Below are 24,134 nucleotides of genomic sequence, written 5' to 3'. Positions count from 1 at the left end.
CGGGGGGAAGCTCACCCCGGGGCGAAGGGGGTTGTTGTGGGGATCGGCTTCCGGACCGCCGGGGAACTGCAGGTGCTGACCAGCGCACGCCTGCATCCCGTCGTCGGACCGGCACTCTCCCGGGCCCAGCACCGCTCGCGGATCTCGGCCGGGCTGTCGATGCCCGGCGGCCCGGGACTCGTGCGCCCCTCACCGCTCGCGCAGCCGTGGGAGGCGCCGCTCATCCGGCTGATCCGCAGTGGCGCGCCCGCCTCCGAGCTGCACGAGGCCACCGCCGCCTCCCCCGAGGGCTCCCGCCTCGCCGCCGTCGTCGAGCTGGTCCGCGACGCCCTCTCCCGCCCCGAGGACGACCGCGCCCTCCGCCTCGCCGGCTGGCTGGTGCGGATGCGCTACGACCCGTCCGCCGACCCGTTCCTCCGCCGCTACGGGATCGTGCTGACCGCGCACCTGCCGCTCAGCGCCGGACTCGACGTGACCGTGCCGCTCGACGCGACCGCCCTGCGCCTCCTCTTCGCCGAGCTCGCCGCCCCCGACGACCCGGCCGGCGCGACGGCCGCGGTCGAGGCGCTGCCACCCTCGACGCTCGCGGCCTCGACGCTGGCCGCCCTCTACTCCGCCCGGCGGCGCTGGAGCGACGTGGCGCAGTTCTCGGCGCCCGTCGTCAACGTCGACGCCCCGTCGGCCGCCGTCCTCATCCGCCGCGGCGTCGCCCTGCGCGAGCTCGGGCTGATCGAGAGCGCCCTCGAGGCCTTCGACCGCGTGGTGCGGCCGAACGTGACCACCGCCCGACCGGTCGAGCTGCGCATCGAGGCCCTCTTCGAGCGCGCGAGCACCCACCTCGTCGACGGCCGGCGCGCCCCGGCCCGCCGCGACCTGGAGCGCGTCCTCGCCCAGTACCCCGAGAGCACCGAGGCCCGCGAGCTGATGGCCGCCGCAACCCGCTGACCCCGCCGCCCTTGCTGGTCGAGCACCCCCGCACTCGCTCGCTGGTCGAGCACCCCCGCACCTGCCTGCTGGTCGAGTAGCCCCGCAGGGGCGTATCGAGACCCACCGTCACCAGCACATCCAGCGAAGACCGCCCCCTTCTTGCTGATCGAGTAGCCCTCGCAGAGGGCGTATCGAGATCCCCCCCCCAACACCAAGAAGGGACGCCCCCGTCCCCGGAAGCGCCCCCTCACCTCACCTCACCCGCACCGTCACCCCTCGGCCTTCGACGGCTTCCCCTCGGCGGGGAGCACCTCGACCGGGGTGTCGCGCGGGTCCTCGCCCTCGGCCTGCGAGGGCTTGTCGGCCTGGTCGTCCGGGTCCTCGACGGGGCTCGGGGCCTGGTCGTCCGGGTCCTCGACGGGGCTCGGGGTCTGGTCGCTCATCGCAGTCCCTCCGGCTCGTCCGAGGTGGCGGACGGCTCGGGGTGCGCCTCGAACTCCATCCAGGCCCGCTCGAGACCGGCCTGCGCCGCGGCGGGCTCGCTCGCGAAGTAGCCGTCGTAGATCGCGCGCCCGCCGTGCTCCGGCAGGTCGCCGCGGCCGGCGTAGGTCTGGGCGAGCTCGCCGACCTCGTCGTCCCTCTTGTCCTGGTCCCGCAACCACGCGGGGAAGGTCTGCGTCATGGTGACACCTCTCTCTCCTGCTGCCAGTCGACCCCTCCGCACGGCACCCCGCAAGCCCTTGTCCCGGATGCCGCGCGCTCGATCCCCTGCGAGGATGCCGGTATGCACAGCACCGGATCCGCGCGCCGACCGGACGTCACGACGGTGGACATCGTCGGGGGCGCCGAGCGGCTGGCGGTCGGACTGCACGACCCCGACCCCGGCTGGGCGGACGTCTTCCGCGAGCACGAGCGGCGCATCGCGCAGGCTCTGGCGAGCATCGACGTCCTGATCGAGCACATCGGCTCCACCTCCGTGCCGGGCCTGGCGGCGAAGCCGATCGTCGACATCGTGGTGGCGGTCCCCGACATCACCGCGGAGGAGGACCACCTCGACCCGCTGCTCGCCGCGGGCTACGAGCTGCGGGTCCGCGAGCCCGGCCATCGCCTCGTCCGGACCCCGGAGCGCGACGTGCACGTGCACCTCTACGGCCGCGGCGACCCCGCCGTGGCCGAGTACCTGCTCCTCCGCGACCACCTCCGCCGCGACACCGCCGACCGGACGCTGTACGAGACGACGAAGCGCTCCCTGATGCAGCGGACCTGGGCCGACATGAACGCCTACTCGGACGCCAAGACCGAGGTCATCGAGGCGATCACGTCGAGGGCGCGAGCCGCGGGCGACGACGCGGCGACGACGGACGCGGCACCGGCCTGAGCCCCGGTGCGTCGCCTCGCGCCGGTTCGCCGAACGGCGTTGCCGACCGCGCCGCCGCGACGCGAGGCTGGACGGATGCACGCCGACGAGTACCTGTCCCCCGAGGAGCTGCCCGAGCCGCCGACGCTGGACGTCGTGACGCGGTTCTTCCACGGTCCGCTCTTCACCCTCACGCCCCAGCCGTCCCAGGAGGAGTGGCTGTGCTCGGCCTCGGCGCGCGACCGGGGCGGGGTGATCCTCTTCGACGAGGCCTCGATCGGCTACACGTTCCGGCCCGACCCGGCCCCGAGACTGTGGGATGCGGTGCGGACGAGCGTCGCGGAGGAGCACTCGCCGTGGCAGAACATCGAGTTCGCGCTCCTCGAGCACGTGAACCGCAGCCTGAGGAAGCGCCTCCGCACCGAGCGCGCCGGCGGGAGCGACGTCGGCGAGCTCCTCGGCCCCGCGATGGACCTCGGCGTCGAGCACGGCGTCCCGCTCCTCCTCGACGGGCGGTGGGTCCCCGGCATCCGGATCGACACCGACGCGCACGTCCTCGGCGTCGGCGCCCACCTCGGCGACCGCTTCCTGACAGCCGTCGTCGAGCGCGAACGCCTCCCCCTCCTCGACCTCACCTTCGTCACCCGCCGCGCCGCCGGCTGAGCACCCCACTCCTGCTGGTCGGCAGCCCGCCCCTCTGCTGGTCGAGTAGCCCGCGCAGCGGGCCCCTCTGCTGGTCGAGTAGCCCGCGCAGCGGGCCCCTCTGCTGGTCGAGTAGCCCGCGCAGCGGGCGTATCGAGACCCACCATCGCCAGGAGCCGAGCCTGCAGAACACACGTGCTGAGTGGGGCCGGTCTCGATACGCCCCTGCGGGGCTACTCGACCAGCATGCTCGGGCCGATCACCGCGAAGAGACCCGCCGACCTTCGCTGGTCGAGCAGCCCGCCCCTTTGCTGGTCGAGTAGCCCGCGCAGCGGGCCCCTTTGCTGGTCGAGCAGCCCGCGCAGCGGGCGTATCGAGATCCGCCTTGCGCCCAGCAGCGCGCCGCCGTTGCGCCCGCCCCGGCGACGCGTCAGGCTCGGGAGATGTTCTTCGATGAGAGCGCTCGTCTCGAGGACGTCCCCGTGCCGCCGACCCTCGACGAGGTGGCGCGTGCCTTCCCGGGCCCGCTGTACACCTTCGCGCCCCAGCCGTCGCTCGAGGCGTGGACGTCCGGCACGGCATCGAGCTCCTCCGACGGACGCGTCGAGATCGAGTCCGTGGCGATCGGCTACACCCTCTGGCTCAACCCCGATGATCACGACGACCCCGCCAACCTCGCGGAGCTCGACGACGAGCTGCGTGCCTCGCTCGACGCCCCGCCGGTGCGCCCGCTGCCCGAGTGGATGACCGCGATCACCGCCCGGATGCGCTACCCGTGGCTGTGGGAGGCGGTGCGGACGACCGTCGTGCACGAGCCGGCCCCGGCGTGGCACTCCGTCGAGAGCGTCCTCGTGGAGCACGTGAACCACATCCTGAGGAACCGGTTCCGCGACGAGCGCGTCCGCGGCCGGCTCCCCGGCGAACTGCTCGGCCGGGCCACCGAGAAGTGCGTCGAGCACGACGTCCCGCTCCTCCTCGACGGCCGCTCGGTCCCCGGCCTCCGGATCGACACCGACGCGCACGTCCTCGGTGTCGGCGTCGACCTCGGCGACCGCGTCCTGACGGCAGTCGTCGAGCGAGACCGCCTCCCCCTGATCGACCTCGCCTTCGCCACCCTTCCTCCGCCGGTCGAGTAGCCCGCGCAGCGGGTCCCCTCGCTGGTCGAGCAGCCCGCGCAGCGCGTCCCTTCGCTGGTCGAGTAGCCCGCGCAGCGGGCGTATCGAGACCCACCATCGCCAAGAGCCACGTCTGCAGAACGCACGTGCTGACGGGGTCGGGTCTCGATACGCCCCTGCGGGGCTACTCGACCAGCATGATTCGGCCGAGCACCGCGCGGAAAGACCCGCCCTCCTCCGCTGGTCGAGCAGCCCGCGCAGCGGGTCCTCTTGCTGGTCGAGCAGCCCGCGCAGCGGGTCCCTTTGCTGGTCGAGCAGCCCGCGCAGCGGGCGTATCGAGACCCCGACCAGCACGGTCCGACCGGGGGCTCCCCGCGGCTCAGGGCGCCGCGAGGTGGAGGCGGTCGTCGCACCAGCTCGCGATCCCGGAGTCGTGGGTCGCGACGACCACGCTCGCCCCGTGCCCGGCGAGCTCGGTCAGCACGTCGAGCACCGTCTCGCTGTTCTCGGCGTCGAGGGCGCCGGTCGGCTCGTCGGCGAGCACGAGCGTGGGGCTCTTCACCAGGAGCCGCGCGAGCGCGACCCGCTGCTGCTCCCCTCCGCTCAGCCGCGAGACGCGCTCGCGGCCCCGCCCGGCGAGTCCGACCCGATCGAGCGCACGGTCGAACCGGTCGCCCCGGCCCCGCCGCTCGCCGAGCGCGATCGCGAGGTTCTGCTCCACGGTCGCGGTGTCGACGAGCGCGTAGCTCTGGAAGAGGTAGCCGAGCCGGTGCCGCCGGAAGCGCCGGCGCCCGTGCGCCCGCAGGCGGGTCAGCTCCTCCCCGTCGACCTCGATCGAGCCGGAGTCGGGAGCGTCGAGCAGCCCGAGGCAGTTCAGGAGCGTCGACTTGCCGCTGCCGCTCGCCCCGGTGAGGGCGAGGGTGCTGCCGGAGGCGACGGTCACGTCGAGCCCGCTCCACAGCGTGCGTCGGCCGTAGCCCTTGGTGAGGTGGGTGGCGAGGATCACGGAGTGTCTTCCTTGTCGGTGGGGAGGATCGAGAGGACGGATCAGGTGTCGACGGTCGACGAGCGGCTCGCCCTCCGGTGCGCGAGCGCGAGGCACGCGACGAGGAGGACGGCGCTGGCCACGACGACCCCGATGTCCAGCGCGGTCTGCTCGAGCAGGAAGTTCTCGGTGTCGACCGTGCCCAGGTCGATCACCGTCCGCACGTCCTTGGGATCGCGGAACCACTGCGGCACGACCGCCAGGGCGAGCGTCGCCGTCAGCAGCACGCCCTCCAGCAGCAGCCCGCTCCGGTGCGCCGTGAGCGGTCCGAGCCCGGACATCCGGTGCACGAACGCGCGCTTGCGGTCCTTCTCCACCAGCACCACCGCCGCGACCAGTCCGGTGAGCAGCACCACGATCGCGCCGCTGACGAACCCGATCACGTTGATCGCGTGCGCGCCGAGCGCCAGCCGATACTGCTCGTTCGCCTGATACGCCACCGGAGTGATCGAGCTGACGACCCCGGAGAGACCGCGCTCCTCGATCGCAGCCGCCAGCGCCGCGGGATCGGTGAAGACGACTTCGTCCAGCGTGATCATCGCGACCAGCTCGGAATCGGCGAGCACGCCCACCGACGGGAGGACGACGACGACCGGGTCGACGAGCTCTGCCTCCGGGTGAAAGACGTCGCCCGCAGCATGGAAGGTGACGAGGGTCTGCCCTGACGGCACGACCTGCTCCGCCGCCGGAAGATCGACGGTCCCGGGTGCCGACAGGGAGACTCCTGACTGGATGTCCTGCCAAGAACGCAGGTCGGCGAGCACCGCTCGGCGCCGCTGGACGGAGGAGTCCTCAGGCTCGAGGACAGTGAGGACGCCGTCGGGGACCTCGGTGATCCGTCGTCCGTCACCACCGAGCACCTCGACCCTCCTGAGGTACCCCTCATTGACGAGCAGCACGTTCGGTTCTTCACCGAGCTCCGGCGAGACGACGATCACCCCACCATCGGCGTCCTGCGAACCGGCCAGGTCTGCCAGTCGGGGAGTCGCGTCGCGATACTCGGACTCGCCGAGATATCCGCCGACACTCATCGTGACTGCGTCGCCCGCGACGCCCCAGAACTCGCGACCGCGGCCCTCGATCTCGGCGACCCGGGCGCTCTGCCCGAGCGCGGCGACGATCGCCAGGAGCACCAGCACCGCGGGGATCCGCACCGCGTACACGCCGACCAGCACCCACCAGCCGTCGATCTCCCCCTTCACCTGATCGACGAGCCGGCGCCCGTCCGTGAGAGCGATCGCGAGGATCTGCGCGGCGACCGCGGCGAGCAGGAGCAGCGCGAGCAGCTGACCGGCGACCGCGAGGACCGTCGGCAGCTGCGCGAGGCCGTTCAGGGCGGCCGTCGCGAGGGCGACCGCGGCCACTCCCCCGAGCGAGAGCACGACCACCGGCGGCGAGAGGAACCGCCACTCCGAGAGCAAGATCTGGAGGAGCCCGGCCCCGTGCAGACGCTGCACGCCGTGCGACCTGCTCCGCAGCACGGTCCCCGCACCGATCAGAACGATGACGGCGAGCAGCGCGACACCGAGCGAGCGCATCAGGTCGCCGTACTCGCGGTAGGTGTTCACATCGATGCTCGAGACGTAGGGCGCGAGGGTTCCCGTCCACCCACCGGCCTCGATGACCGCGAGCACGGCCTCCGCGTCCGCTCGTTCGCCGCCGACCAGCCAGGCCCCGCGCGGATCGAGCAGACCGAGGTCCCGTAACGGTGCGACGGTCGTGGTGATCGAGGGGTCCGCGGCGCCGTAGCCATCGCGGAGCAGCTCCGCAGCGGCCCCGTTCCCCGTGACGAAGAGGTGCCGCACTGTGGCGGGGTCCACGGAGTCCTCGACATACCGAACCACGTCGATCCCGCGGCTCTCGGCCAGCTCGGCGAGCTCGCGGTAGACGTCGCTCGCGGCGACGCGCGGCGTCGCGTCCTTCGAGATCCGGAGCTGCCAGCCCCCGTTCCAGACCACGCCGCCCGTGTCGAAGGCCCGCACGAAGACGACGGCGAGCAGGGCCGCCAGGACGACGGCCAGCACGTAGCCGAGGATCACGCTCTTGCTTCTCACAGCTCTCCCGCTGTCGAGGCGGGCGGGACAGGAGCCCCGCCCACCGACCGATCAGGAACAGACGTCGTAGTACGCGGAGTCCACTTGGAAGTCGCGGGCAGGTGCGCTCACCGCTGCCAAGACCCCTGCGGGCTTGCACTTCGCGTAGTGGTACTCGCCGTTGTAGACGGTCGCCTTGTGCTCTCGCGACTCGTGCTCGTACGACGACAGCACGATCCCGCGCGTCGTCCCGTGGATCCACGTCCCTCCCTCCGGTGGATTCGTCACGGTGTACGCAGCCGCCACGGGCGCGGCGATGATCGCCCCCGTCAGCGCGAGAGCGGTGATGAAGGACCGGCGGGAGCCGGGTGCTCGGAAGGACATGGTGGGACCTCTCTGTGTTCGGGACCGCCCCCGCCGAGACCGACGAGGCGGGCTGCACGACGGCAGCGAGGGAACCGTACGCCTGAACCCATACGTATCTGACCACACTCACCCCGTATCAAAACAACTCGGCGCGTTTCAGTACCTGTGGAGGAGCCTCCACCTCCGGTCCGCACCCCTCGCGAGCCCGGGCAAGCGCATACCCGGCCCCTCCCCGCGCTCACCGGCCAGAACAGCCCCCGCGCGGGAGTACCGTGACGCCATGACAGCGCAGGACGACATCGGTGCGGAGCAGGCGCCCGCCAAGGACTTCTCGCACGAGCAGGAGGGCTACCAGCACGGACTGAAGCCCCGCCAGCTCCAGATGATCGCGATCGGCGGCGCGATCGGAACCGGCCTCTTCCTCGGCGCCGGCGGCCGCCTGAACTCGGCCGGCCCGGCCCTCGCGATCGCCTACCTCGTCGCCGGGATCTTCGCCTTCTTCATCCTCCGCGCCCTCGGCGAGCTCGTCCTGCACCGCCCGTCCTCGGGCTCGTTCATCTCCTACGCCCGCGAGTTCTACGGCGAGAAGTTCGCCTACGCCGCCGGCTGGATGTACTTCCTCAACTGGGCGATGACCTCGATCGTGGACACCACCGCCGTCGCCGTCTACCTCAAGTACTGGTCGGCCTTCACCGCCGCCCCGCAGTGGCTCCTCGCCCTGATCGCGCTGCTCGTCGTCCTCGCCGCGAACATGGTCGCGGTCAAGGTCTTCGGCGAGCTCGAGTTCTGGTTCGCCCTGATCAAGGTGACGGCGCTGGTCGCCTTCCTCGTCGTCGCGCTGATCTGGCTCGTCTTCGCCTTCCCGGTGCAGGCCGGCGGCGAGACCGTGCGGACCGGGGTCTCGATCCTCGCGGACAACGGCGGCATCCTGCCCAACGGCCTGCTGCCCGCGGTCCTGGTGATGCAGGGCGTGGTCTTCGCCTACGCCGCGATCGAGCTGGTCGGCACCGCCTCCGGCGAGACGCAGGACACCGAGAAGGTGATCCCGCGGGCGATCAACTCGGTGATCTTCCGGATCGCGATCTTCTACGTCGGCTCGATCGTCCTGCTCTCGCTGCTGCTCCCCTACACCGCCTACAAGGAGGGCGAGAGCCCGTTCGTCACCTTCTTCTCCTCGATCGGCGGACCCGAGGTCGGCACGATCGCCGGCTCGATCATGAACTTCGTGGTGCTCACCGCCGCGCTCTCCTCGCTCAACGCCGGCCTCTACTCCACCGGCCGCGCGCTGCACTCGATGGGGATGAACGGCTCCGCACCGAAGTGGACGACGCGGATGTCGCGTGGCGGCGTGCCCTACGCCGGCATCCTGCTCACCGCGACCTTCACGGTCGCGGGCGTCGCGCTCAACTACTTCGTGCCGAGCCAGGCCTTCGAGATCGCGCTCAACATCGCGAGCCTGGGCATCATCACGGCGTGGGGCACGATCATCCTCTGCCAGATGCGGCTGCGGCAGTGGGCGAAGAAGGGTCTCGCGAAGGAGCCGTCGTTCAAGCTCCCCGGCGCCCCCGTCACGGCCTGGCTGACCCTCGTCTTCCTCGCCGTGGTCCTCGTGCTGATGGCGATCGACTTCCCGGTCGGCACCCTCACCATCGCGTCGCTGGTGATCATCGTCCCGCTGCTGGTCGCGGGCTGGTTCCTGCAGCGCGGCCGCATCCTCAGGATCGCGCAGCTGCGCGACGGCGTGACCGGCCCGTTCCCGGTGACCGGCCGCGACCCCGCCGCCCAGGTGCGGCGCGACCCCGACGACCGGGACTGACCCCCGCGGGCCCTCCCCACTACGCTCGACCGCGCGGGCGCCCACGCGCCGGCGGAACGGGAGCGGCATGGCCACGGTGGACTCCGCGGAGCGGCGCGCGCGCCTGATCGCCCTGCTCGAGCGCGACGGCGCGATCCGCCTCGACGACGCGGCGACCGAGCTCGACGTCTCGACGATGACGGTCCGCCGCGACCTCGCCGACCTCGAGGCGGAGGGCCGGCTCAGCCGGGTCCGCGGCGGCGCGGTCGCCGCCCTCCGCCCCCGCCCCTTCGCCGAGCGCCTGGCCGCCGGCGCCGCCGCCAAGCGCGAGATCGCGCGCAAGGCGGTCGCCCTGCTGCCGGAGTCCGGTGCGATCGCCGTCGACGCCTCCTCCACCGCGGGCACCCTCCTCGCCGCCGCCCCGGAGTCGCCGCGCCTGCTCGTCGCGACCAACTCCCTGGAGAACCACGTCTCCGCCCGCGCCACCCGCGCCCGCGTCGTCCTGATCGGCGGCGAGCTCCAGGCCGAGACCGACAGCTTCGTCGGCCCCCTCGCCTGCGCGAGCGCCGCCGAGCTGCACTACGACCGCTTCTTCACCTCCGCCTCGGCCGTGACCCGCGCCGGCACGAGCGAGGTGACCCTGGAGGAGGCGCAGGTCAAGCGCGTCCTCGTCGCGGCGGCCACCGAGACGGTGCTGCTGGTCGACTCCTCGAAGCTCGGGCGCTCGGCCCTCGCCCGCGCGCTCGACTGGGACGCGATCTCGGTGCTGGTGACCGAGCTCGACCCCGCCGACGCGCGCCTCGACCCCTTCCGCGGACTCGCCGAGGTGCGCTGACGAGCATTGACCGGAGCGAATCGGCCTGTTAGCTTCTGTGACAGTTAACACACTCGTTCAACAGACGGAGAAGTCATGGCCTCGACCGCCGCAGAGCTGATCGCCCGCTCGAACCGCCTCGGGGCCGACCCGCGCAACACGAACTACGCGGGTGGCAACACCTCCGCGAAGGGCGTCGAGACCGACCCGGTCACCGGCGAGCCCGTCGAGCTGCTCTGGGTCAAGGGCTCGGGCGGCGACCTCGGCACACTGAAGGAGTCCGGCCTCGCCGTCCTCCGCCTGGACCGCCTCCGCGCGCTCGTGAACGTCTACCCCGGCCTCGACCGCGAGGACGAGATGGTCGCCGCCTTCGACTTCACACTGCACGGCAAGGGCGGCGCCGCCCCCTCGATCGACACCGCGATGCACGGCCTCGTCGACGCCGCGCACGTCGACCACCTGCACCCCGACTCCGGCATCGCCTTCGCGACCGCCGCCGACGGCGAGCGCCTCACCGCCGAGGCCTTCGGCGGCACCGTCGCCTGGGTCCCGTGGCGCCGCCCCGGCTTCCAGCTCGGCCTCGACATCGCCGCGATCAAGGAGGCGAACCCCGAGGTCATCGGCGCGATCCTCGGCGGCCACGGCATCACCGCCTGGGGCGACACCAGCGAGGAGGCGGAGGCGAACTCGCTCCGCATCATCGAGACCGCGAGCGCCTACATCGCCGAGCACGGCCGCCCCGAGCCCTTCGGCCCCGCGCTCGACGGCTACGCCGCTCTCCCGGAGGAGGAGCGCCGCGCCAAGGCCGCCGCCCTCGCTCCGCACCTGCGCGCGGTCGCCTCGCACGACCGCCCCCAGGTCGGCCACTTCACCGACTCCGCCGAGGTCCTCGACTTCCTTGCGAGCACCGAGCACCCGCGCCTGGCCGCGCTCGGCACCTCCTGCCCCGACCACTTCCTCCGCACCAAGGTGAAGCCGCTGCTCGTCGACCTGCCGGCCACGGCCACGGTCGAGGAGATCGTCGAGCGCCTCCCCGCCCTGCACGAGGCGTACCGCGCCGACTACCAGGCCTACTACGACGCGCACGCGACCGCGGAGAGCCCCGCGATCCGCGGCGCCGACCCGCTGATCGTGCTCGTCCCGGGCGTGGGCATGTTCTCCTACGGCGCGAACAAGCAGACCGCTCGCGTCGCCGGCGAGTTCTACGTGAACGCGATCAACGTGATGCGCGGCGCCGAGGCGATCTCGACCTACGCGCCGATCGACGAGGCGGAGAAGTTCCGCATCGAGTACTGGGCGCTCGAGGAGGCGAAGCTGCAGCGGATGCCGAAGCCCAAGCCGCTCGCCTCCCGCATCGCGCTCGTCACCGGCGCCGCCTCCGGCATCGGCAAGGCGATCGCCACCCGCCTCGCCGCCGAGGGCGCCTGCGTCGTCGTCGCCGACCTCGATCTCGCCAAGGCGCAGGCCGCCGCGGCCGAGCTCGGCTCGACCGACGTCGCGGTGGGAGTCGCGGCGAACGTCTCCGACGGCGCAGCGGTCAAGGCCGCGATCGACGCCACCGTGCTCGCCTTCGGCGGTCTCGATCTGGTCGTCAACAACGCCGGCCTCTCGCTCTCGAAGTCGCTCTTCGACACCACCGAGGCCGACTGGGACCTCCAGCACGACGTGATGGCGAAGGGCTCGTTCCTCGTCTCGCAGGCCGCGGCCCGCGTGCTCGTCGACCAGAAGCTCGGCGGCGACATCGTCTACATCTCCTCGAAGAACTCGGTCTTCGCCGGCCCGAACAACATCGCCTACTCCGCGACGAAGGCCGACCAGGCCCACCAGGTGCGCCTGCTGGCCGCCGAGCTCGGCGAGCACGGCATCAAGGTCAACGGCATCAACCCCGACGGCGTCGTCCGCGGCTCCGGGATCTTCGCCTCCGGCTGGGGCGCGAACCGCGCCAAGACCTACGGCATCGACGAGGAGGACCTGGGCGCGTTCTACGCCAAGCGCACGATCCTCAAGCGCGAGGTCGTCCCCGAGAACGTGGCCAACGCCGTCTTCGCCCTCTGCACGTCGGACTTCTCGCACACGACCGGACTTCACGTTCCCGTGGACGCTGGAGTCGCGGCGGCGTTCCTCCGATGAAGGCCGTCGCGGCGGTCGATCTCGGCGCCACCAGCGGGCGCGTCATCCTCGGCTACGTCGGTCATGACGAGCTGCGGATGCGGCACGTCGCGCGCTTCCCCAACCAGCCGGTGCGCATCCAGGAGGGCGGCGACTCCGCTCTGCACTGGAACATCCTCGAGCTGCACCGCTCGCTCACGGCCGGCCTGACCAGCGCCCTCCGCGACGAGCCCGAGGTCGTCTCCATCGGCATCGACTCCTGGGCCGTCGACTACGCCATGCTGCGGCAGGGCCGGATGCTCGGCGCCCCGTACCACTACCGCGACGAGCGGACGGCGCGCGGCGTCGCCGACGTGCACGCGCGCATCGGCGCCGACGAGCTCTACCGGCGGAACGGCCTGCAGCACCTGCCGTTCAACACGCTGTTCCAGCTCGCCGCCGAGCGCGACGTGCTCGCCCTCGCCGACCAGGCGCTGCTCGTGCCCGACCTGATCGGCTACTGGCTGACCGGCGTCGCCGCGACCGAGAGCACCAACGCCTCCACCACGGGTCTGCTCGACCCGCACACCCGCGCGTGGGACACCGAGCTCCTCGCGCGCCTCGATCTGCCCCTCGGGATCCTCGCACCCCTGATCGAGCCGGGGTCCCGGCTCGGCACGCTCCTCCCCGCCGTCGCCGCCGACCTCGGCGCCCCGGCAGGGCTCGGCGTCGTCGCCGTCGGCTCGCACGACACGGCCTCGGCCGTCGTCGCGGTGCCGGCCGTCGGCGAGGACTTCGCGTACATCTCGAGCGGCACCTGGTCGCTCGTCGGCGTCGAACTCGAGGAGCCGGTGGTCTCGCTGGAGGGTCGGGCCGCCAACTTCACCAACGAGGGCGGCGTCGACGGGCGTGTCCGATTCCTGAAGAACGTCTCCGGCCTCTGGCTGCTCTCCGAGTCCATCCGGACCTGGGAGCGCAGCACCGGCCAGGAGGTCGACCTGGCCGAGCTCCTGCGCGAGGCCGCCGCGATCCGCGGGCCGATCACCACCTTCGACCCCGCCGACGAGCGCTTCCTCACCCCCGGCAACATGCCCGGCCGGATCGTGGAGTGGTGCGTCGAGCGCGGTCTGGCGCAGCCGCGCACCCGGCCCGAGTTCGTCCGCTCGATCCTCGAGTCGCTCGCCGAGGCCTACGCGAGCACCCTCGCCGACGCCGTCCGGCTCAGCGGCAAGCAGGTCCGGACGATCCACATCGTCGGCGGCGGCTCGCAGAACGAGCTGCTCTGCCAGCTCACCGCCGACCGCACCGGTCTCCGGGTCGAGGCCGGCCCCAGCGAAGCCACGGCGATCGGCAACATCATGGTCCAGGCCCGCGCCCAGGGTCTCGTCTCCGGCTCGCTCGAATCGCTGCGCGCGCTCGTGCGCCGCGCGTTCCCGCCGGTCCGCTACGAACCCCGTTCCTCCTCCTCCCCCGAGAAAGGCTGACCAGCATGGTCCAGCGCCAGTTCCCGAAGCCCGTCGAGCTGCTCGAGTACCTCAGCTTCAAGAAGCCCGAGCTCGACGGCCGCAAGCGCCGCCTCGACGCCGCCCTCACCATCGAGGACCTCCGCACCATCGCGAAGCGCCGCACCCCCAAGGCCGCGTTCGACTACACCGACGGCTCCGCCGAGGGCGAGATCTCCATCGCCCGCGCCCGCCAGGCCTTCGAGGACGTCGAGTTCCACCCGCAGGTGCTCCGCGACGTCGCCGACGTCGACACCACCGCCACCGTCCTCGGCGCGCCATCAGCCATGCCGTTCGGGATCGCACCCACCGGCTTCACCCGCCTGATGCAGACCGAGGGTGAGACCGCGGGAGCCGGAGCGGCCGCCGCCGCGGGCATCCCCTTCACCCTCTCCACGCTCGGCACCACCTCGATCGAGAACGTGAAGAAGGCCAACCCGCACGGCCGCAACTGGTTCCAGCTCTACGTGATGCGCGACCGCGAGATCTCCTACGGCCTCGTCGAGCGCGCAGCCAAGGCCGGCTACGAGACCCTCTTCTTCACCGTCGACACCCCCGTCGCCGGCGCCCGCCTGCGCGACAAGCGCAACGGCTTCTCCATCCCGCCGCAGCTCACCGTCGGCACCGTCCTCGACGCACTCCCCCGCCCGTGGTGGTGGTTCGACTTCCTCACCACCCAGAAGCTCGAGTTCGCCTCGCTCAGCGCGACCGGAGGCACCGTCGGCGATCTGCTGGATCTGGCCATGGACCCCACCATCAGCTTCGAGGACCTCAAGGTCATCCGCGAGATGTGGCCCGGCAAGCTCGTCATCAAGGGCGTGCAGAGCGTCGAGGACGCCCACAAGTTCGCCGACTTCGGCGTTGACGGCATCGTCCTCTCCAACCACGGCGGCCGCCAGCTCGACCGCGCCCCCATCCCCTTCCACCTCCTCCCCGAGGTCGTCCGCGAGGTCGGCACCGACACCGAGGTGATGGTCGACACCGGCATCATGAACGGCGCCGACATCGTCTCCTCCATCGCCCTCGGAGCGAAGTTCACCCTGATCGGCCGTGCCTACCTCTACGGCCTGATGGCCGGCGGCCGCCAGGGCGTCGACCGCACCATCGCCATCCTCTCCGACCAGATCACCCGCACCATGAAGCTCCTCGGCGCCCACTCCCTCGAAGAGCTCACCCCGGCCCACGTCACCCAGCTCGAGCGCCTGCAGCCCCGCCCCCGCGCCTGACCCGAGCAGCCGCCCCTTCGCTGGTCGAGTAGCCGACGCAGGCGCCCCTTCGCTGGTCGAGTAGCCGCCATCGGCGGCGTATCGAGACCCACGTCCCCCAACACGGAGGATCTCGATACGCCCGCTCCGCGGCCTACTCGATCAGCAAGGGGGGGGCCTCCAGTCGAGCAGCCGCCTCTTCGCTGGTCGAGTAGCCGCCGCAGGCGGCGTATCGAGACCCACGTCCCCAACACGGAGGAGCTCGATACGCCCGCTCGGCAAGGGGCGCCGATCCGCGCACAGCCTCTTGCCAGGAACACCCGCGGCCCGCTACGGTCGACGGACACCGCCCTCGAAAGGAGCCGACCATGGCGCACGCGCCGCACTTCACCACCGCCGGCTTCTTCGGCGCCCTCTCCGACTGACCGGTCGAGCCTCCCGCTCGTCATCGCTCAGACGGTGACGGCGCAGAAGAAGCTCCCGGTCCCGCGGCACCGCCGCACGGACCGTCGTCCCGTCCCCGACCCGAACCCCGGGTCCTGCGCGCCGCCTTCCGGCGGCCGCTCCGCGCGCTCCGAGCGCGCTCCTCGCCGCGCCCACCAGGCGCTCTCCGGCGCGCCCGCGCGCCCTCCGCCCGGCACCGACCGGGCCCCGCACGAAGGACACCATCGTGAACACCGCAGCGACACTCGTCGCCCGCCTCCCTCGATCCGGCACCGCTCGCCTCCTCGACCGCCTGGCTCTCCGCCTCGGCATCGCCCTGGTGGCGTGGAGCACCCGCGAGCGCCGCCTCCCGCCCACGCACGCCGAGGTCGCCGCCCTCCGCCACGAGCGCGCCGCCCTCGAGGAGCGCGAACGCCGCACCGCGCTCCTGCGCACCCCGCGCTGACACCACCCACAACGCAGAAGTTGCGGTAGTCGAACGCGACTACCGCAACTTCTGCGTCCTCAGCCGAGCGGATCAGAGCTGCTCGTCGAACACCTTCGCCTTGCGGAGCGCGTCGTCGAAGCCGAAGTCCAGGACGCCCTCGTACTCCCAGACCTCCAGCCGATCACCGGCGTTCACACCATCGATGAGGAAGGTCGTCTCCGCGTCCTTCGTCGACTTCGAGACGCCGGCCACGCCGCGGGTGCCGCCCTCCCGCGTCTCGGCGACGGGCTTCCCGCCGACCACGACCACGAAGCGCCGATCCGATGCGACGATCGCGTCCGGCAGGGTCACCTCAGCGCGACCGCCCGAGAGCGACGCCTTCACGAACGACGGCTGCGCCGGGGCGGGCGCGGGGGGCGCGGGCGGGGTGGCCGTCAGGACCTGGTCGAGCAGCTTCTCCTTGGCGAGGGCCGAGTCGCGCGAGTCGTACCACGTGCCCGGGTACTCCCAGACCTCCAGGTGCTGACCGGGCGTCACGGTGCTGAACTCGAAGAGCCCGGCGCCGCCCTCGCGCCACCGCTTCACCGTCCCGTACGCCTCGTCTCCCTGGATCTCGCCGAGGTCCCGTCCGTCGACGGAGACCACCAACCGCTTGTTCGTCCGGAGGACCTCGTCGGGAACGGACACCACGGCGTTCCCGTTCACGAGGGACGCCGTCATGCCCGGCTTCTCGCCCACCTGCTGATCGAACAGCTTCGCGACCCGCTTGACGTCCTCCACCCCGAAGTCGAACGCCGTTCCCTCGTACTCCGAGACCTCCACCCGGCTGCCGGGCCTCACACCGAGCAGCTGGATCTGCGTCCGGTCACCGTCTGTCCGCTTGCTGCCGAGGAACGTGGTCCTCCCGTCCTGACCGTTGTCGACGAAGGTCTTCCCGCCGTAGCTCTGACCGACCTCCACTCCGTCGGCCCGGAACACGAGCCTCCGCTGCGCCGCGAAGACGGCGGTGGGCACGCTCACCACCGCGAAGCCGTTCACGAACGACGCCGTCAGTCCCGACTCGACCGGAGCGTCCGACGCCCAGGAGTCGGCGAGCTTCTTGATCCAGGGGGCGGCATCGACGTCGTCGCCCAGCGAGCCCGCGAGCCGGAAGACGTCCAGCCGCTCGCCCGGCTGCGCGGCACCGAACTCGACCTTCAGCCGACCGTCCAAGGTGTAGTACGGATCCCCGCCGACGGCGACGCCCTTCTGGATCTGACCGAGGACTCTCGTCCCGGCGCGGACCATGAGCCATTCGTCCGACGAGGCGATCTCGTGCGGGAGGCTCACGATCACGTGACCGTTCACGAGCGAGGCCGTGACGTCCGAGCTCGGCGCGGGAGCCGGCGCCGCCGCGGACCGGGAGACCCCGATCGCGGCCCGATCGAGTGGTGCGGCCGTCGCCGGCGTCGCCGACAGCAGGCCGACCAGGGCGGTCGCGGCGACGCAAGCCGCCAGCGTGCGCGTGCTTCTCATGGAACTCCTCTCACTGCGACCGGCGACGACGAGTCGGCACCTCCTGGAGCAGCCTCGGCCGGTCACGACGAGCCAGTGTGTGCCAGGCTCGGCTGACCGCTTCCCCTCCTGTCGCGCCGTGCAGGACGCCCGACCTCACCCGCTCGAGACCCCGGAGACCGCGGTGGTCGCTCGCGAGGACCGCGACTCCTGCGCGGTGGTGCAGAAGCCGCCGCGGCGACCAGTCGTTCACAGTCGCAGCACATATCGCTGAGTATCGTTCGGAGCGGCACATCCCGACTCAGGAGGTCACCATGAAGAACCAGTCCTCGACCGGCGCGTTCGGCGCCGGCACCCCCATCGACGGCATCTGGCAGGCGATGGAGCAGGCCCGCGCCGGCTTCGAGAAGCGCGTCGGCACCCGCGTCGGCCGCGGTGACGTCCGCGCCGCCGTGCTCGCACTCCTCGCCGAGCAGCCGATGCACGGCTACCAGATCATCCACGAGATCGAGGAGCGCAGCGGCGGCAGCTGGAAGCCCAGCCCCGGCTCCGTCTACCCGACCCTGCAGCTGCTCGCCGACGAGGGCCTCATCGCCGCCGACGAGTCCAACGGCCGCAAGACCTACAGCCTCACCGACTCCGGTCGCGCGCAGGTCGCCGCCTCCGGGACCGACACCCCGTGGTCCGAGTCCGACCAGGTCGACTTCGGCGCCCTGCCGAAGGCGGGCGTCGCGCTCGCGCAGGCGGCCGCGCAGGTCGGCCGCTCGGGCACCCCGGCTCAGATCCGGCAGGCCGTCTCCGAACTCGAGGACGTGCGCCGGCGCCTGTACGCGATCCTCGCGCAGGACTGACCCGGGTGGCGCCGGTCCGCCCGGGTCTGACCGACCCGGGCCGCCGACCCCGCAGCGACCAGCGGCGCTACCGCCGCATCCTGCGCTTCGCTTCCTGGCACCTCGCCGTCACCTGGTTCTTCGATCTGCTGCTGCCCCGCATCGGGCTCACGGCGATCGCCCTCCGCACCCGCCCGCAGCGGATGCGGCGCTTCGCGCGCAGCTTCCACGTGCTGGCCGTCGATCTCGGCGGCCTGATGATCAAGGTCGGCCAGTTCATGTCGTCGCGCCTCGACGTCCTGCCGCCCGAGATCACCCGTGAGCTGGAGGGCCTGCAGGACGAGGTGCCGCCGGTCCCCTTCCCGCGGATCAGGGCCCTCGCCGAGTCCCAGCTGGGCATGACGCTCGAGCGCGCGTATGCGGACGTGGACGAGACTCCGGTCGCGGCCGCCTCGCTCGGGCAGGCGCATCGCGCCCGGCTCTCCCCGCTCGACGCCGCCGACTCGGGGCACGAGAACGCGATCGTGAAGGTCCAGCGCCCCGGGATCGACGAGATCGTCGAGGTCGACCTCGCGGCGCTCCGGCGCATCGGCGGCTGGCTGACGCACGTGCGTCTCGTCTCCGATCGCGTCGACGCCCCCGCGCTGGTCGAGGAGTTCGCGGCCACGAGCCTCGAGGAGATCGACTACCTGCGCGAGGCGGCCAACTCGGTCCGCTTCGCCGCCGACTTCGCCGACGACCCGCGCGTCTCGGTCCCCGACGTGATCTGGGAGCGCTCGACCCGCAAGGTGCTGACGCTGCAGGACGTCACGGCCATCAAGATCACGGACGCCGACGCGCTCGCCGCCGCCGGGATCGATCCGCGCCAGGTCGCGCCCGTCTTCGCCTCGGTCATGTTCGACCAGCTCTTCACCACCGGCTGGTTCCACGCCGACCCGCACCCGGGCAACGTCTTCGTCACCCCGACGCCCGGGGCCGAGCTGCCGTGGAAGCTCACCTTCATCGACTTCGGGATGATGGGCGAGGTGCCGCCGTCGACCCGGGCCGGGCTGCGCGCGATGCTGATCGCCGCCGCCTCGCGCGACGGCAAGGGGCTCGTCGACGCGGCGCGCAACGTCGGCGTGCTGCTCCCCTCCGCCGACTCCCGCGAGCTCGAGCGCGCGATGACGCAGCTGTTCGCGCGCTTCGGCGGCATGGGCTTCGCGGAGCTGCGCGAGGTGGATCCGCGGGAGTTCCGCGACTTCGCGATCCAGTTCGGCGACGTGGTCCGCTCGCTGCCGTTCCAGCTGCCCGAGAACTTCCTGCTCATCATCCGGGCGATGTCGCTGACCTCCGGCGTCTGCAGCGCCCTCGATCCGGCGTTCAATCTCTGGGACTCGGTCGAGCCGTACGCGCAGCAGCTGATCCGGGAGGAGCGCGGCAACGTCGCGCAGGACGTCGGCCGCCAGGCGCTCGACACCCTCGGGCTCCTCGTGCGCCTGCCGCGGCGCCTGGACGAACTGGCGACGACTCTCGAGGACGGGACCCTCGCGGTCACCGTGCCGACGGTCGAGCGCCGGCTGAACCGGCTCGAGGGGACGGTGCGGCGGGTCGTGTCCGCGGTGCTGTTCGCCGGGCTGCTGATCGCGGGGGCGGTCGTCCGCGCCGACGACACCGTGCTCGGGACGGTGCTGATGGCCGTCTCGGCACTGCCGCTGCTGCACGCTCTGTTCTCGCGCTCGCGCCCGTGATGCGGCTCGTTCGTCAGGTCCGCTCGCCCCGGACCGCGGATGCGACCGTGAACGGCCGAGGGGAGGCGCGACCCTCAGGATCGCCGCGCCTCCCCTCTCCCGTGGGGCCGGTCAGTACCAGTCGAGCCAGTACCCCACGCTCTGCCTCCTGAACCTGGTGTCCCACTTCAGGGCGATCGGTCGAGAGGTGCACGGACTGCCCCCACGGCAGCCGGTACTCCACGGCGACGGACGCCGCGGTCGGGGCCTCGTCGTTGTCGAAATACAGGTCGTGCTCCCCCACCGGCTGCACCTGCTCGTCGAGCAGGCCGTGCCTCACCGTGTCCGGACCGACCGGGTCGTCGGGCCGCCCCGAGACCGTGCCGACCTCGAGACGGTCGCCGATCCTCACCTCCGGCGTGCCGATGCCCACCCTGACGAACACCCGATCGCCGACGTGCCAGGACTCCGAGTAGTAGGAGACGCCCGCCGAGCCTCGCTCGCCCGCTTCCTTCTGGCAGGAGGCGACGAGAGTGACGCGATGCGACGCCGGTGGCACTGCCGAGCACTCGACACATCGTCCACTTCTGCCAGGGCGATCAGACGGTGCCGAAGAGTTGAGCGGCCTCCGACCCCCGCCGACACTGATCGTGCGACCCCGGAGGGCCGCACCACCCGTCCGCCCGCGCGGAACCCCTGACCCGGAAGGAGGGATCGTGCCGCTCAACTTCTTGATCGCCGAGCTGATCGCGTTCTTCGGCTCGCGGTAGCGACCGCCGTCGATCCGCCACTCGTGGCCGATCGCCAGCGAGTCGACCTCCGGAGCGCCGACACGAGAGGAGCCGTCATGCGCGAGTACATCGCCGCCTGGTACCGCTACCTGCACGGATGACGGGCTCGGTCGCTTCTCGTCCCCGAACGGGCGAGAAGCGACCGTCCTGCAGCCGTCCCACCCCGACCGGAGGAGAGGAGTCATCGTGCTGTTCGCTTTCGCGATCGCCGTCATGATCAAGCTGTTCGCCTAGGCGCCGACCGGCACGGCGGGGACCCGCGTCAGCCCGCCGCCACCCCCGGCGCTCCCGGCGCTCCCGGCAGAACGATCACCGCGCCGGAGCTACAGCAGTCCGGTGAGCACCCCGCCGTCGGCCCGCAGCGCCGCTCCGTTCGTCGCGGAGGCGCGCGGGCTGGCGAGGTAGGTGACGAGGGAGGCGATCTCGTCCGGCTCGAGGAACCGCTCGACGAGAGAGGTGGCGTTGCCGCCGATGATCGCGGCGCGGAGGTCGGCCTCCGGCACCCCCTGGTCGTCGGCGATCCGCTGGACGCTGTGCGCGACGCCGTCGGACCAGGTCGGGCCGCCCAGCACCGAGTTGACGGTGACGCCGGTGCCGCGAGTGAGCTTGGCCAGGCCGTTGCCGAGCGCGAGCATCCCCGCCTTGGTCACGCCGTAGTGGGTCATCTCGCCGGGCACGTTCACGCCGGACTCGCTGCTCACGAAGACGATGCGCCCCCAGCCGGACTCGAGCATGGGGTCGAGGACGTGGCGGGAGAGGCGGACGCCGCTCATCACGTTCACGGTGAAGAAGCGCTGCCACTGCTCGTCCGTGATCGCGGCGAAGGGCGCCACCTCGAACAGCCCGACGTTGTTGACCAGGACGTCCACCCGGCCCAGGCGCGCCAGCAGCCGGTCGACCGACGCCTCATCGGCGAAGTCCGCGGCGATCCCGGAGACGGCGCCTCCGGGGACCTGTGCGCTCAGGCCCTCGACGGCCGCGGCGACCCCGGCCTCGCTCCGCCCGTTGACGACGACCTCGACGCCCTCCCGCAGCAGCGAGAGGGCGATCGCCCGGCCGATGCCCTGCGTCGATCCGCTCACGAAGGCGCGCTTCCCCGCCAGCTCCAGATCCATCGCGGTCCGTCCTCTCCGTCGTCTTCGGCGATCACTTGCTCAGGAAACTGTAGCGCTTTCACTTTCTCCGTCAAGTGAAGCGGGCCTACGATGGAGGCGTGCCCGGCCTCGACGACAGCCCGCTGAGCGGCGACGACCTCGCCACCTGGAGCGCCCTCGCGACGATCCTCGAGTGGCTGCCCGCGGCCCTGGACGCGCAGCTGCTGCGCGACTCCGGGATCAGCCACTTCGAGTACGGCATCCTCTATGCGCTCGCCGCCGCGCCCGAGCGCACGCTGCGGATGAGCGCGCTGGCGGGCTACGCGAACAGCTCCCTGTCGCGCCTGTCCCGCGCGGTGTCACGGCTCGAGGCCCGCGGCTGGATCGAGCGCCGGCCCGATCCGGGCGACGGCCGGACCACGCTCGCGACCCTGACCGAGTCCGGGGCCTCCCAGCGGGCGCAGGCGGCGCCCGGCCACGAGTCCCTGGTCCGGGCCGTCGTCCTCGCTCCCCTGACCTCGCAGCAGCGCCGGGAGCTGCACGAGATCTCGACGAGCATCGCCCGGGCCGTCAGTCCGACCGGCGCCTGGGCGACTCCGCCGGAGGGCGCCGGGCCGCGCTGACCGCGGGGTCCCTCGCCCTTGGCAGGCACTCGCTCCGCCAGTCGACCGCGGAGCGCCACGGAATCGCGGGGGCGTGGCCCGACCTGGGAACCTCGGGGCGCGGTCGGGGTGTCCGGTCGTCATCCGCACTCACGAAAGGACTCGCGATGTTCGAGATCTGGGCCTTCTTCGGCTTCCTCGGGGTCATCCTCGGGAAGAAGAGGTAGCGACCCGCCGGGGCGATCGGTGCACGGTCGCCCCGGCGGACCGGTGCCGGTCGGCGCCGGCCTCAGTTCCAGTCGATGTGGAACCCGTCCGGCGCCCACCACGGTCCGCTCTTCCAGGTCACCACGGGCTGACCGTCGGGGATGAGGCCGGGGTACTGCTCCTCCATCACGATCTCACCGGATTCCCGGCGAAGCTGGATGTCCACCTCCTTCGCGTCGCCCGGCACGGTCGTCGTCACCGGGTCGCCGCCGGGGCGCAGAACGGGCGTGACGGACTTCTCGAACCCACCCCCGGGCAGCTCGTAGTGGATCTCGGCGTAGACCGGGAACGGGACGGTCTGCAGGCGGCGCACCTGCCCGAGGGTGAGGGTCCGCGTGCGGTTCTGCACGTGCACGTCGAGCAGCGCGTGCCCCGGCGACGTCGAGTCGACCGGGTCGCCGGGGAGGCCGGAGACCACGCGGACCTGCAGGTGATCGCCGGGCTTCACGCCGCCGAGCTCGATCCCCACCCGGTCGCCGATGATCCGGCTCGTCGCGTGGAGGACGTTGCCCGCGTAGGTCTCGGCGGTGTACCGGTCGTTCGCGAAGACGGCGATGCGCGCATCGGACTGGACGAGCGCGAGGGGCAGGACGAGCGTGGTGTGACCGTCGGCGAAGAACGCCGAGGGCGCGGCCTGCTGGTCGGATCGCTCGAGACCGGGCTCGGTGGCGCCGCGGTCCGGCCCGTCGACCGAGACCGCGACCTGGCTCTCGTCCGTGCGCGGCGAGGCGACCGCCGCCGACACCGACGAGAACCCGACGAGCGTGGTGGCGATCGCGCAGACCGCCAGGACACGGGTGTGCTTCATGACCGTTCCTTCCCCCGCCGCGGCCGGCGACGAGAGGGTTCCGTCACTGGGGGACGGCGCGCAGGCGTGGATTCCTCAGTCTTCGGCGGACCGAGCCGACGACGGGCGTGGGCGGCGCAGAGTGATCCGGGTGGCGCTCGAAGGGTCGTCCGGGGACGACGCCGGGGAGACGGCCGCGTCAGTTCACGACGACGCGGGTGAAGACGACGGCCTCGTCGGAGTTCGCGTTCACGTACGCGTAGGAGCGGGCGGTCGAGAAGGCGACGTGCTGCCCTGCGGCGAGCGCGAGGTCGCCCTCGCCGTCGCGCTCGAGGACGAGCGCACCCGCGGTGACGAGGAGGATCTCGTGCCAGCCCTCGGGGTCGGGCTGGGCCTGGTAGCGGTCGGCGGGGCCGAGGCTCCAGGTCCAGAGCTGCGTCTCCACGTGGGCCGGCACGGAGGAGAGCAGGACCGCGACGCTCTCCGCGGCGTCGCCGCGCCAGGCGACCTCGTCGATGGCGGTGCGGACGGCGCCGGGCGCCGAGACGAGGGCGGTGAAGCTGGAGCCGAGCGCCTGGGCGAGGCGGTCGACGCCGGTGAGGCTGATGTTCGCCTCCCCCGCCTCGACGTTCACGATGGTGCGCCGGCTGATGCCGGAGAGCTCGGCGAGCGCCGCCTGACTCAGCCCCGCTTCCTGCCGGGCGCGGCGGAGATTGCTGCCGACGTGGGCGAGGACGGCGGCGGGCTCCGGCGTGCGCATCGTTCTGCACTCTACAGCTCCGAGAACGCTAGAGTGTGCA

Annotated in this window: 23 protein-coding genes; 13 read left to right on the top strand and 10 right to left on the bottom strand. The window is 72.1% G+C overall.

Annotated elements, in window-relative coordinates; genetic code table 11:
* Window positions 1–36 precede the first annotated feature (36 nt).
* Window positions 37–945 (top strand): tetratricopeptide repeat protein, encoded by a 909-nt coding sequence (locus tag GSU72_RS02435; RefSeq protein ID WP_159983424.1) that lies wholly within the window; start codon window positions 37–39, stop codon window positions 943–945.
* A 251-nt stretch (window positions 946–1,196) separates the two neighbouring features.
* Here the strand turns inward: GSU72_RS02435 and GSU72_RS02430 are convergent, their stop codons facing one another.
* Both GSU72_RS02430 and GSU72_RS02425 read right to left on the bottom strand, forming a co-directional pair.
* Window positions 1,197–1,370 (bottom strand): hypothetical protein, encoded by a 174-nt coding sequence (locus tag GSU72_RS02430; protein WP_159983423.1) that lies wholly within the window; start codon window positions 1,368–1,370, stop codon window positions 1,197–1,199.
* The gene (locus GSU72_RS02425) at window positions 1,367–1,609 is read right to left on the bottom strand and encodes a hypothetical protein (RefSeq protein ID WP_159983422.1); all 243 of its coding nucleotides are present in this window, start codon (window positions 1,607–1,609) and stop codon (window positions 1,367–1,369) included. Before GSU72_RS02425 ends, GSU72_RS02430 begins: the two co-directional genes overlap by 4 nt.
* A gap of 102 nt (window positions 1,610–1,711) precedes the next feature.
* Between GSU72_RS02425 and GSU72_RS02420 the strand changes: the two genes are divergently transcribed.
* The 3 genes from GSU72_RS02420 (at window position 1,712) to GSU72_RS02410 (ending at window position 4,062) form a co-directional block, all read left to right on the top strand.
* Window positions 1,712–2,305, top strand: coding sequence for a GrpB family protein (locus GSU72_RS02420; protein WP_159983421.1), 594 nt, complete (start codon window positions 1,712–1,714; stop codon window positions 2,303–2,305).
* Window positions 2,306–2,380: 75 nt separating this feature from the next.
* Window positions 2,381–2,947: a hypothetical protein gene (locus tag GSU72_RS02415; RefSeq protein ID WP_159983420.1), complete on the top strand. Its 567-nt coding sequence runs from the start codon at window positions 2,381–2,383 to the stop codon at window positions 2,945–2,947.
* Between the two features lie 422 nt (window positions 2,948–3,369).
* A complete protein-coding gene (locus GSU72_RS02410; RefSeq protein ID WP_159983419.1) occupies window positions 3,370–4,062 on the top strand; it encodes a hypothetical protein in 693 nt (230 codons plus the stop codon).
* A gap of 358 nt (window positions 4,063–4,420) precedes the next feature.
* On the opposite strand, the gene GSU72_RS02405 is transcribed toward GSU72_RS02410, so the two are convergent.
* Genes GSU72_RS02405 through GSU72_RS02395 form a run of 3 tightly spaced genes read right to left on the bottom strand, consistent with a single transcriptional unit; the run spans window position 4,421 to window position 7,503 of the window.
* On the bottom strand, window positions 4,421–5,047 hold the full coding sequence (locus GSU72_RS02405; RefSeq protein WP_159983417.1) for an ABC transporter ATP-binding protein: 627 nt from the start codon (window positions 5,045–5,047) through the stop codon (window positions 4,421–4,423).
* Window positions 5,048–5,088: 41 nt separating this feature from the next.
* A complete protein-coding gene (locus GSU72_RS02400) occupies window positions 5,089–7,140 on the bottom strand; it encodes a hypothetical protein (protein WP_159983415.1) in 2,052 nt (683 codons plus the stop codon).
* Between the two features lie 51 nt (window positions 7,141–7,191).
* Complete coding sequence (locus GSU72_RS02395; RefSeq protein ID WP_159983413.1) at window positions 7,192–7,503, bottom strand: lactococcin 972 family bacteriocin; 312 nt, start codon at window positions 7,501–7,503, stop codon at window positions 7,192–7,194.
* Between the two features lie 262 nt (window positions 7,504–7,765).
* Here GSU72_RS02395 and GSU72_RS02390 point away from each other — a divergent pair, with 262 nt between their 5' ends.
* The 6 genes from GSU72_RS02390 (at window position 7,766) to GSU72_RS02365 (ending at window position 15,778) form a co-directional block, all read left to right on the top strand.
* A complete protein-coding gene (locus GSU72_RS02390) occupies window positions 7,766–9,301 on the top strand; it encodes an amino acid permease (RefSeq protein WP_159983411.1) in 1,536 nt (511 codons plus the stop codon).
* A 67-nt stretch (window positions 9,302–9,368) separates the two neighbouring features.
* The gene (locus GSU72_RS02385; protein WP_159983409.1) at window positions 9,369–10,115 is read left to right on the top strand and encodes a DeoR/GlpR family DNA-binding transcription regulator; all 747 of its coding nucleotides are present in this window, start codon (window positions 9,369–9,371) and stop codon (window positions 10,113–10,115) included.
* Between the two features lie 75 nt (window positions 10,116–10,190).
* The gene (locus GSU72_RS02380; protein WP_159983407.1) at window positions 10,191–12,224 is read left to right on the top strand and encodes a bifunctional aldolase/short-chain dehydrogenase; all 2,034 of its coding nucleotides are present in this window, start codon (window positions 10,191–10,193) and stop codon (window positions 12,222–12,224) included.
* Window positions 12,221–13,666, top strand: coding sequence for a rhamnulokinase family protein (locus tag GSU72_RS02375; RefSeq protein ID WP_159983405.1), 1,446 nt, complete (start codon window positions 12,221–12,223; stop codon window positions 13,664–13,666). Before GSU72_RS02380 ends, GSU72_RS02375 begins: the two co-directional genes overlap by 4 nt.
* A 5-nt stretch (window positions 13,667–13,671) precedes the next feature.
* On the top strand, window positions 13,672–14,910 hold the full coding sequence (locus GSU72_RS02370; protein ID WP_159983403.1) for an alpha-hydroxy acid oxidase: 1,239 nt from the start codon (window positions 13,672–13,674) through the stop codon (window positions 14,908–14,910).
* A 649-nt stretch (window positions 14,911–15,559) separates the two neighbouring features.
* On the top strand, window positions 15,560–15,778 hold the full coding sequence (locus tag GSU72_RS02365) for a hypothetical protein (RefSeq protein ID WP_159983401.1): 219 nt from the start codon (window positions 15,560–15,562) through the stop codon (window positions 15,776–15,778).
* 72 nt (window positions 15,779–15,850) lie between these two features.
* Here the strand turns inward: GSU72_RS02365 and GSU72_RS02360 are convergent, their stop codons facing one another.
* Window positions 15,851–17,275 (bottom strand): hypothetical protein, encoded by a 1,425-nt coding sequence (locus GSU72_RS02360; RefSeq protein WP_159983399.1) that lies wholly within the window; start codon window positions 17,273–17,275, stop codon window positions 15,851–15,853.
* Between the two features lie 293 nt (window positions 17,276–17,568).
* On the opposite strand from GSU72_RS02360, the gene GSU72_RS02355 reads away from it, so the two are divergent.
* Complete coding sequence (locus GSU72_RS02355; protein ID WP_159983397.1) at window positions 17,569–18,105, top strand: PadR family transcriptional regulator; 537 nt, start codon at window positions 17,569–17,571, stop codon at window positions 18,103–18,105.
* Window positions 18,106–18,110: 5 nt separating this feature from the next.
* Entirely contained in the window at window positions 18,111–19,814 is a 1,704-nt protein-coding gene (locus GSU72_RS02350; protein WP_159983395.1) for an AarF/UbiB family protein, read from the top strand.
* A 13-nt stretch (window positions 19,815–19,827) separates the two neighbouring features.
* Here the strand turns inward: GSU72_RS02350 and GSU72_RS02345 are convergent, their stop codons facing one another.
* Together GSU72_RS02345 and GSU72_RS02340 are read right to left on the bottom strand one after the other, a co-directional pair.
* Complete coding sequence (locus tag GSU72_RS02345) at window positions 19,828–20,352, bottom strand: hypothetical protein (protein ID WP_159983393.1); 525 nt, start codon at window positions 20,350–20,352, stop codon at window positions 19,828–19,830.
* A 555-nt stretch (window positions 20,353–20,907) separates the two neighbouring features.
* Window positions 20,908–21,699, bottom strand: a complete 792-nt coding sequence (locus tag GSU72_RS02340; RefSeq protein ID WP_159983391.1) for an SDR family oxidoreductase — start codon at window positions 21,697–21,699, stop codon at window positions 20,908–20,910.
* A 98-nt stretch (window positions 21,700–21,797) separates the two neighbouring features.
* On the opposite strand from GSU72_RS02340, the gene GSU72_RS02335 reads away from it, so the two are divergent.
* Complete coding sequence (locus tag GSU72_RS02335; RefSeq protein ID WP_159983389.1) at window positions 21,798–22,301, top strand: MarR family transcriptional regulator; 504 nt, start codon at window positions 21,798–21,800, stop codon at window positions 22,299–22,301.
* Window positions 22,302–22,569: 268 nt separating this feature from the next.
* Here GSU72_RS02335 and GSU72_RS02330 read toward each other — a convergent pair whose 3' ends face one another.
* Both GSU72_RS02330 and GSU72_RS02325 read right to left on the bottom strand, forming a co-directional pair.
* Window positions 22,570–23,355 carry a hypothetical protein gene (locus tag GSU72_RS02330; RefSeq protein WP_159983387.1) on the bottom strand — a complete coding sequence of 262 codons (786 nt, stop codon included), beginning with the start codon at window positions 23,353–23,355 and terminating at the stop codon, window positions 22,570–22,572.
* A gap of 178 nt (window positions 23,356–23,533) precedes the next feature.
* Window positions 23,534–24,094, bottom strand: a complete 561-nt coding sequence (locus tag GSU72_RS02325; protein WP_159983385.1) for a helix-turn-helix transcriptional regulator — start codon at window positions 24,092–24,094, stop codon at window positions 23,534–23,536.
* Window positions 24,095–24,134 lie beyond the last annotated feature (40 nt).

The sequence above is a fragment of the Rathayibacter sp. VKM Ac-2760 genome (assembly GCF_009834185.1).
Taxonomy (GTDB): Bacteria; Actinomycetota; Actinomycetes; order Actinomycetales; family Microbacteriaceae; genus Rathayibacter.
Note: the sequence above shows the minus strand (reverse complement) of the source record. Positions and strands in the feature narration are given on the sequence as shown.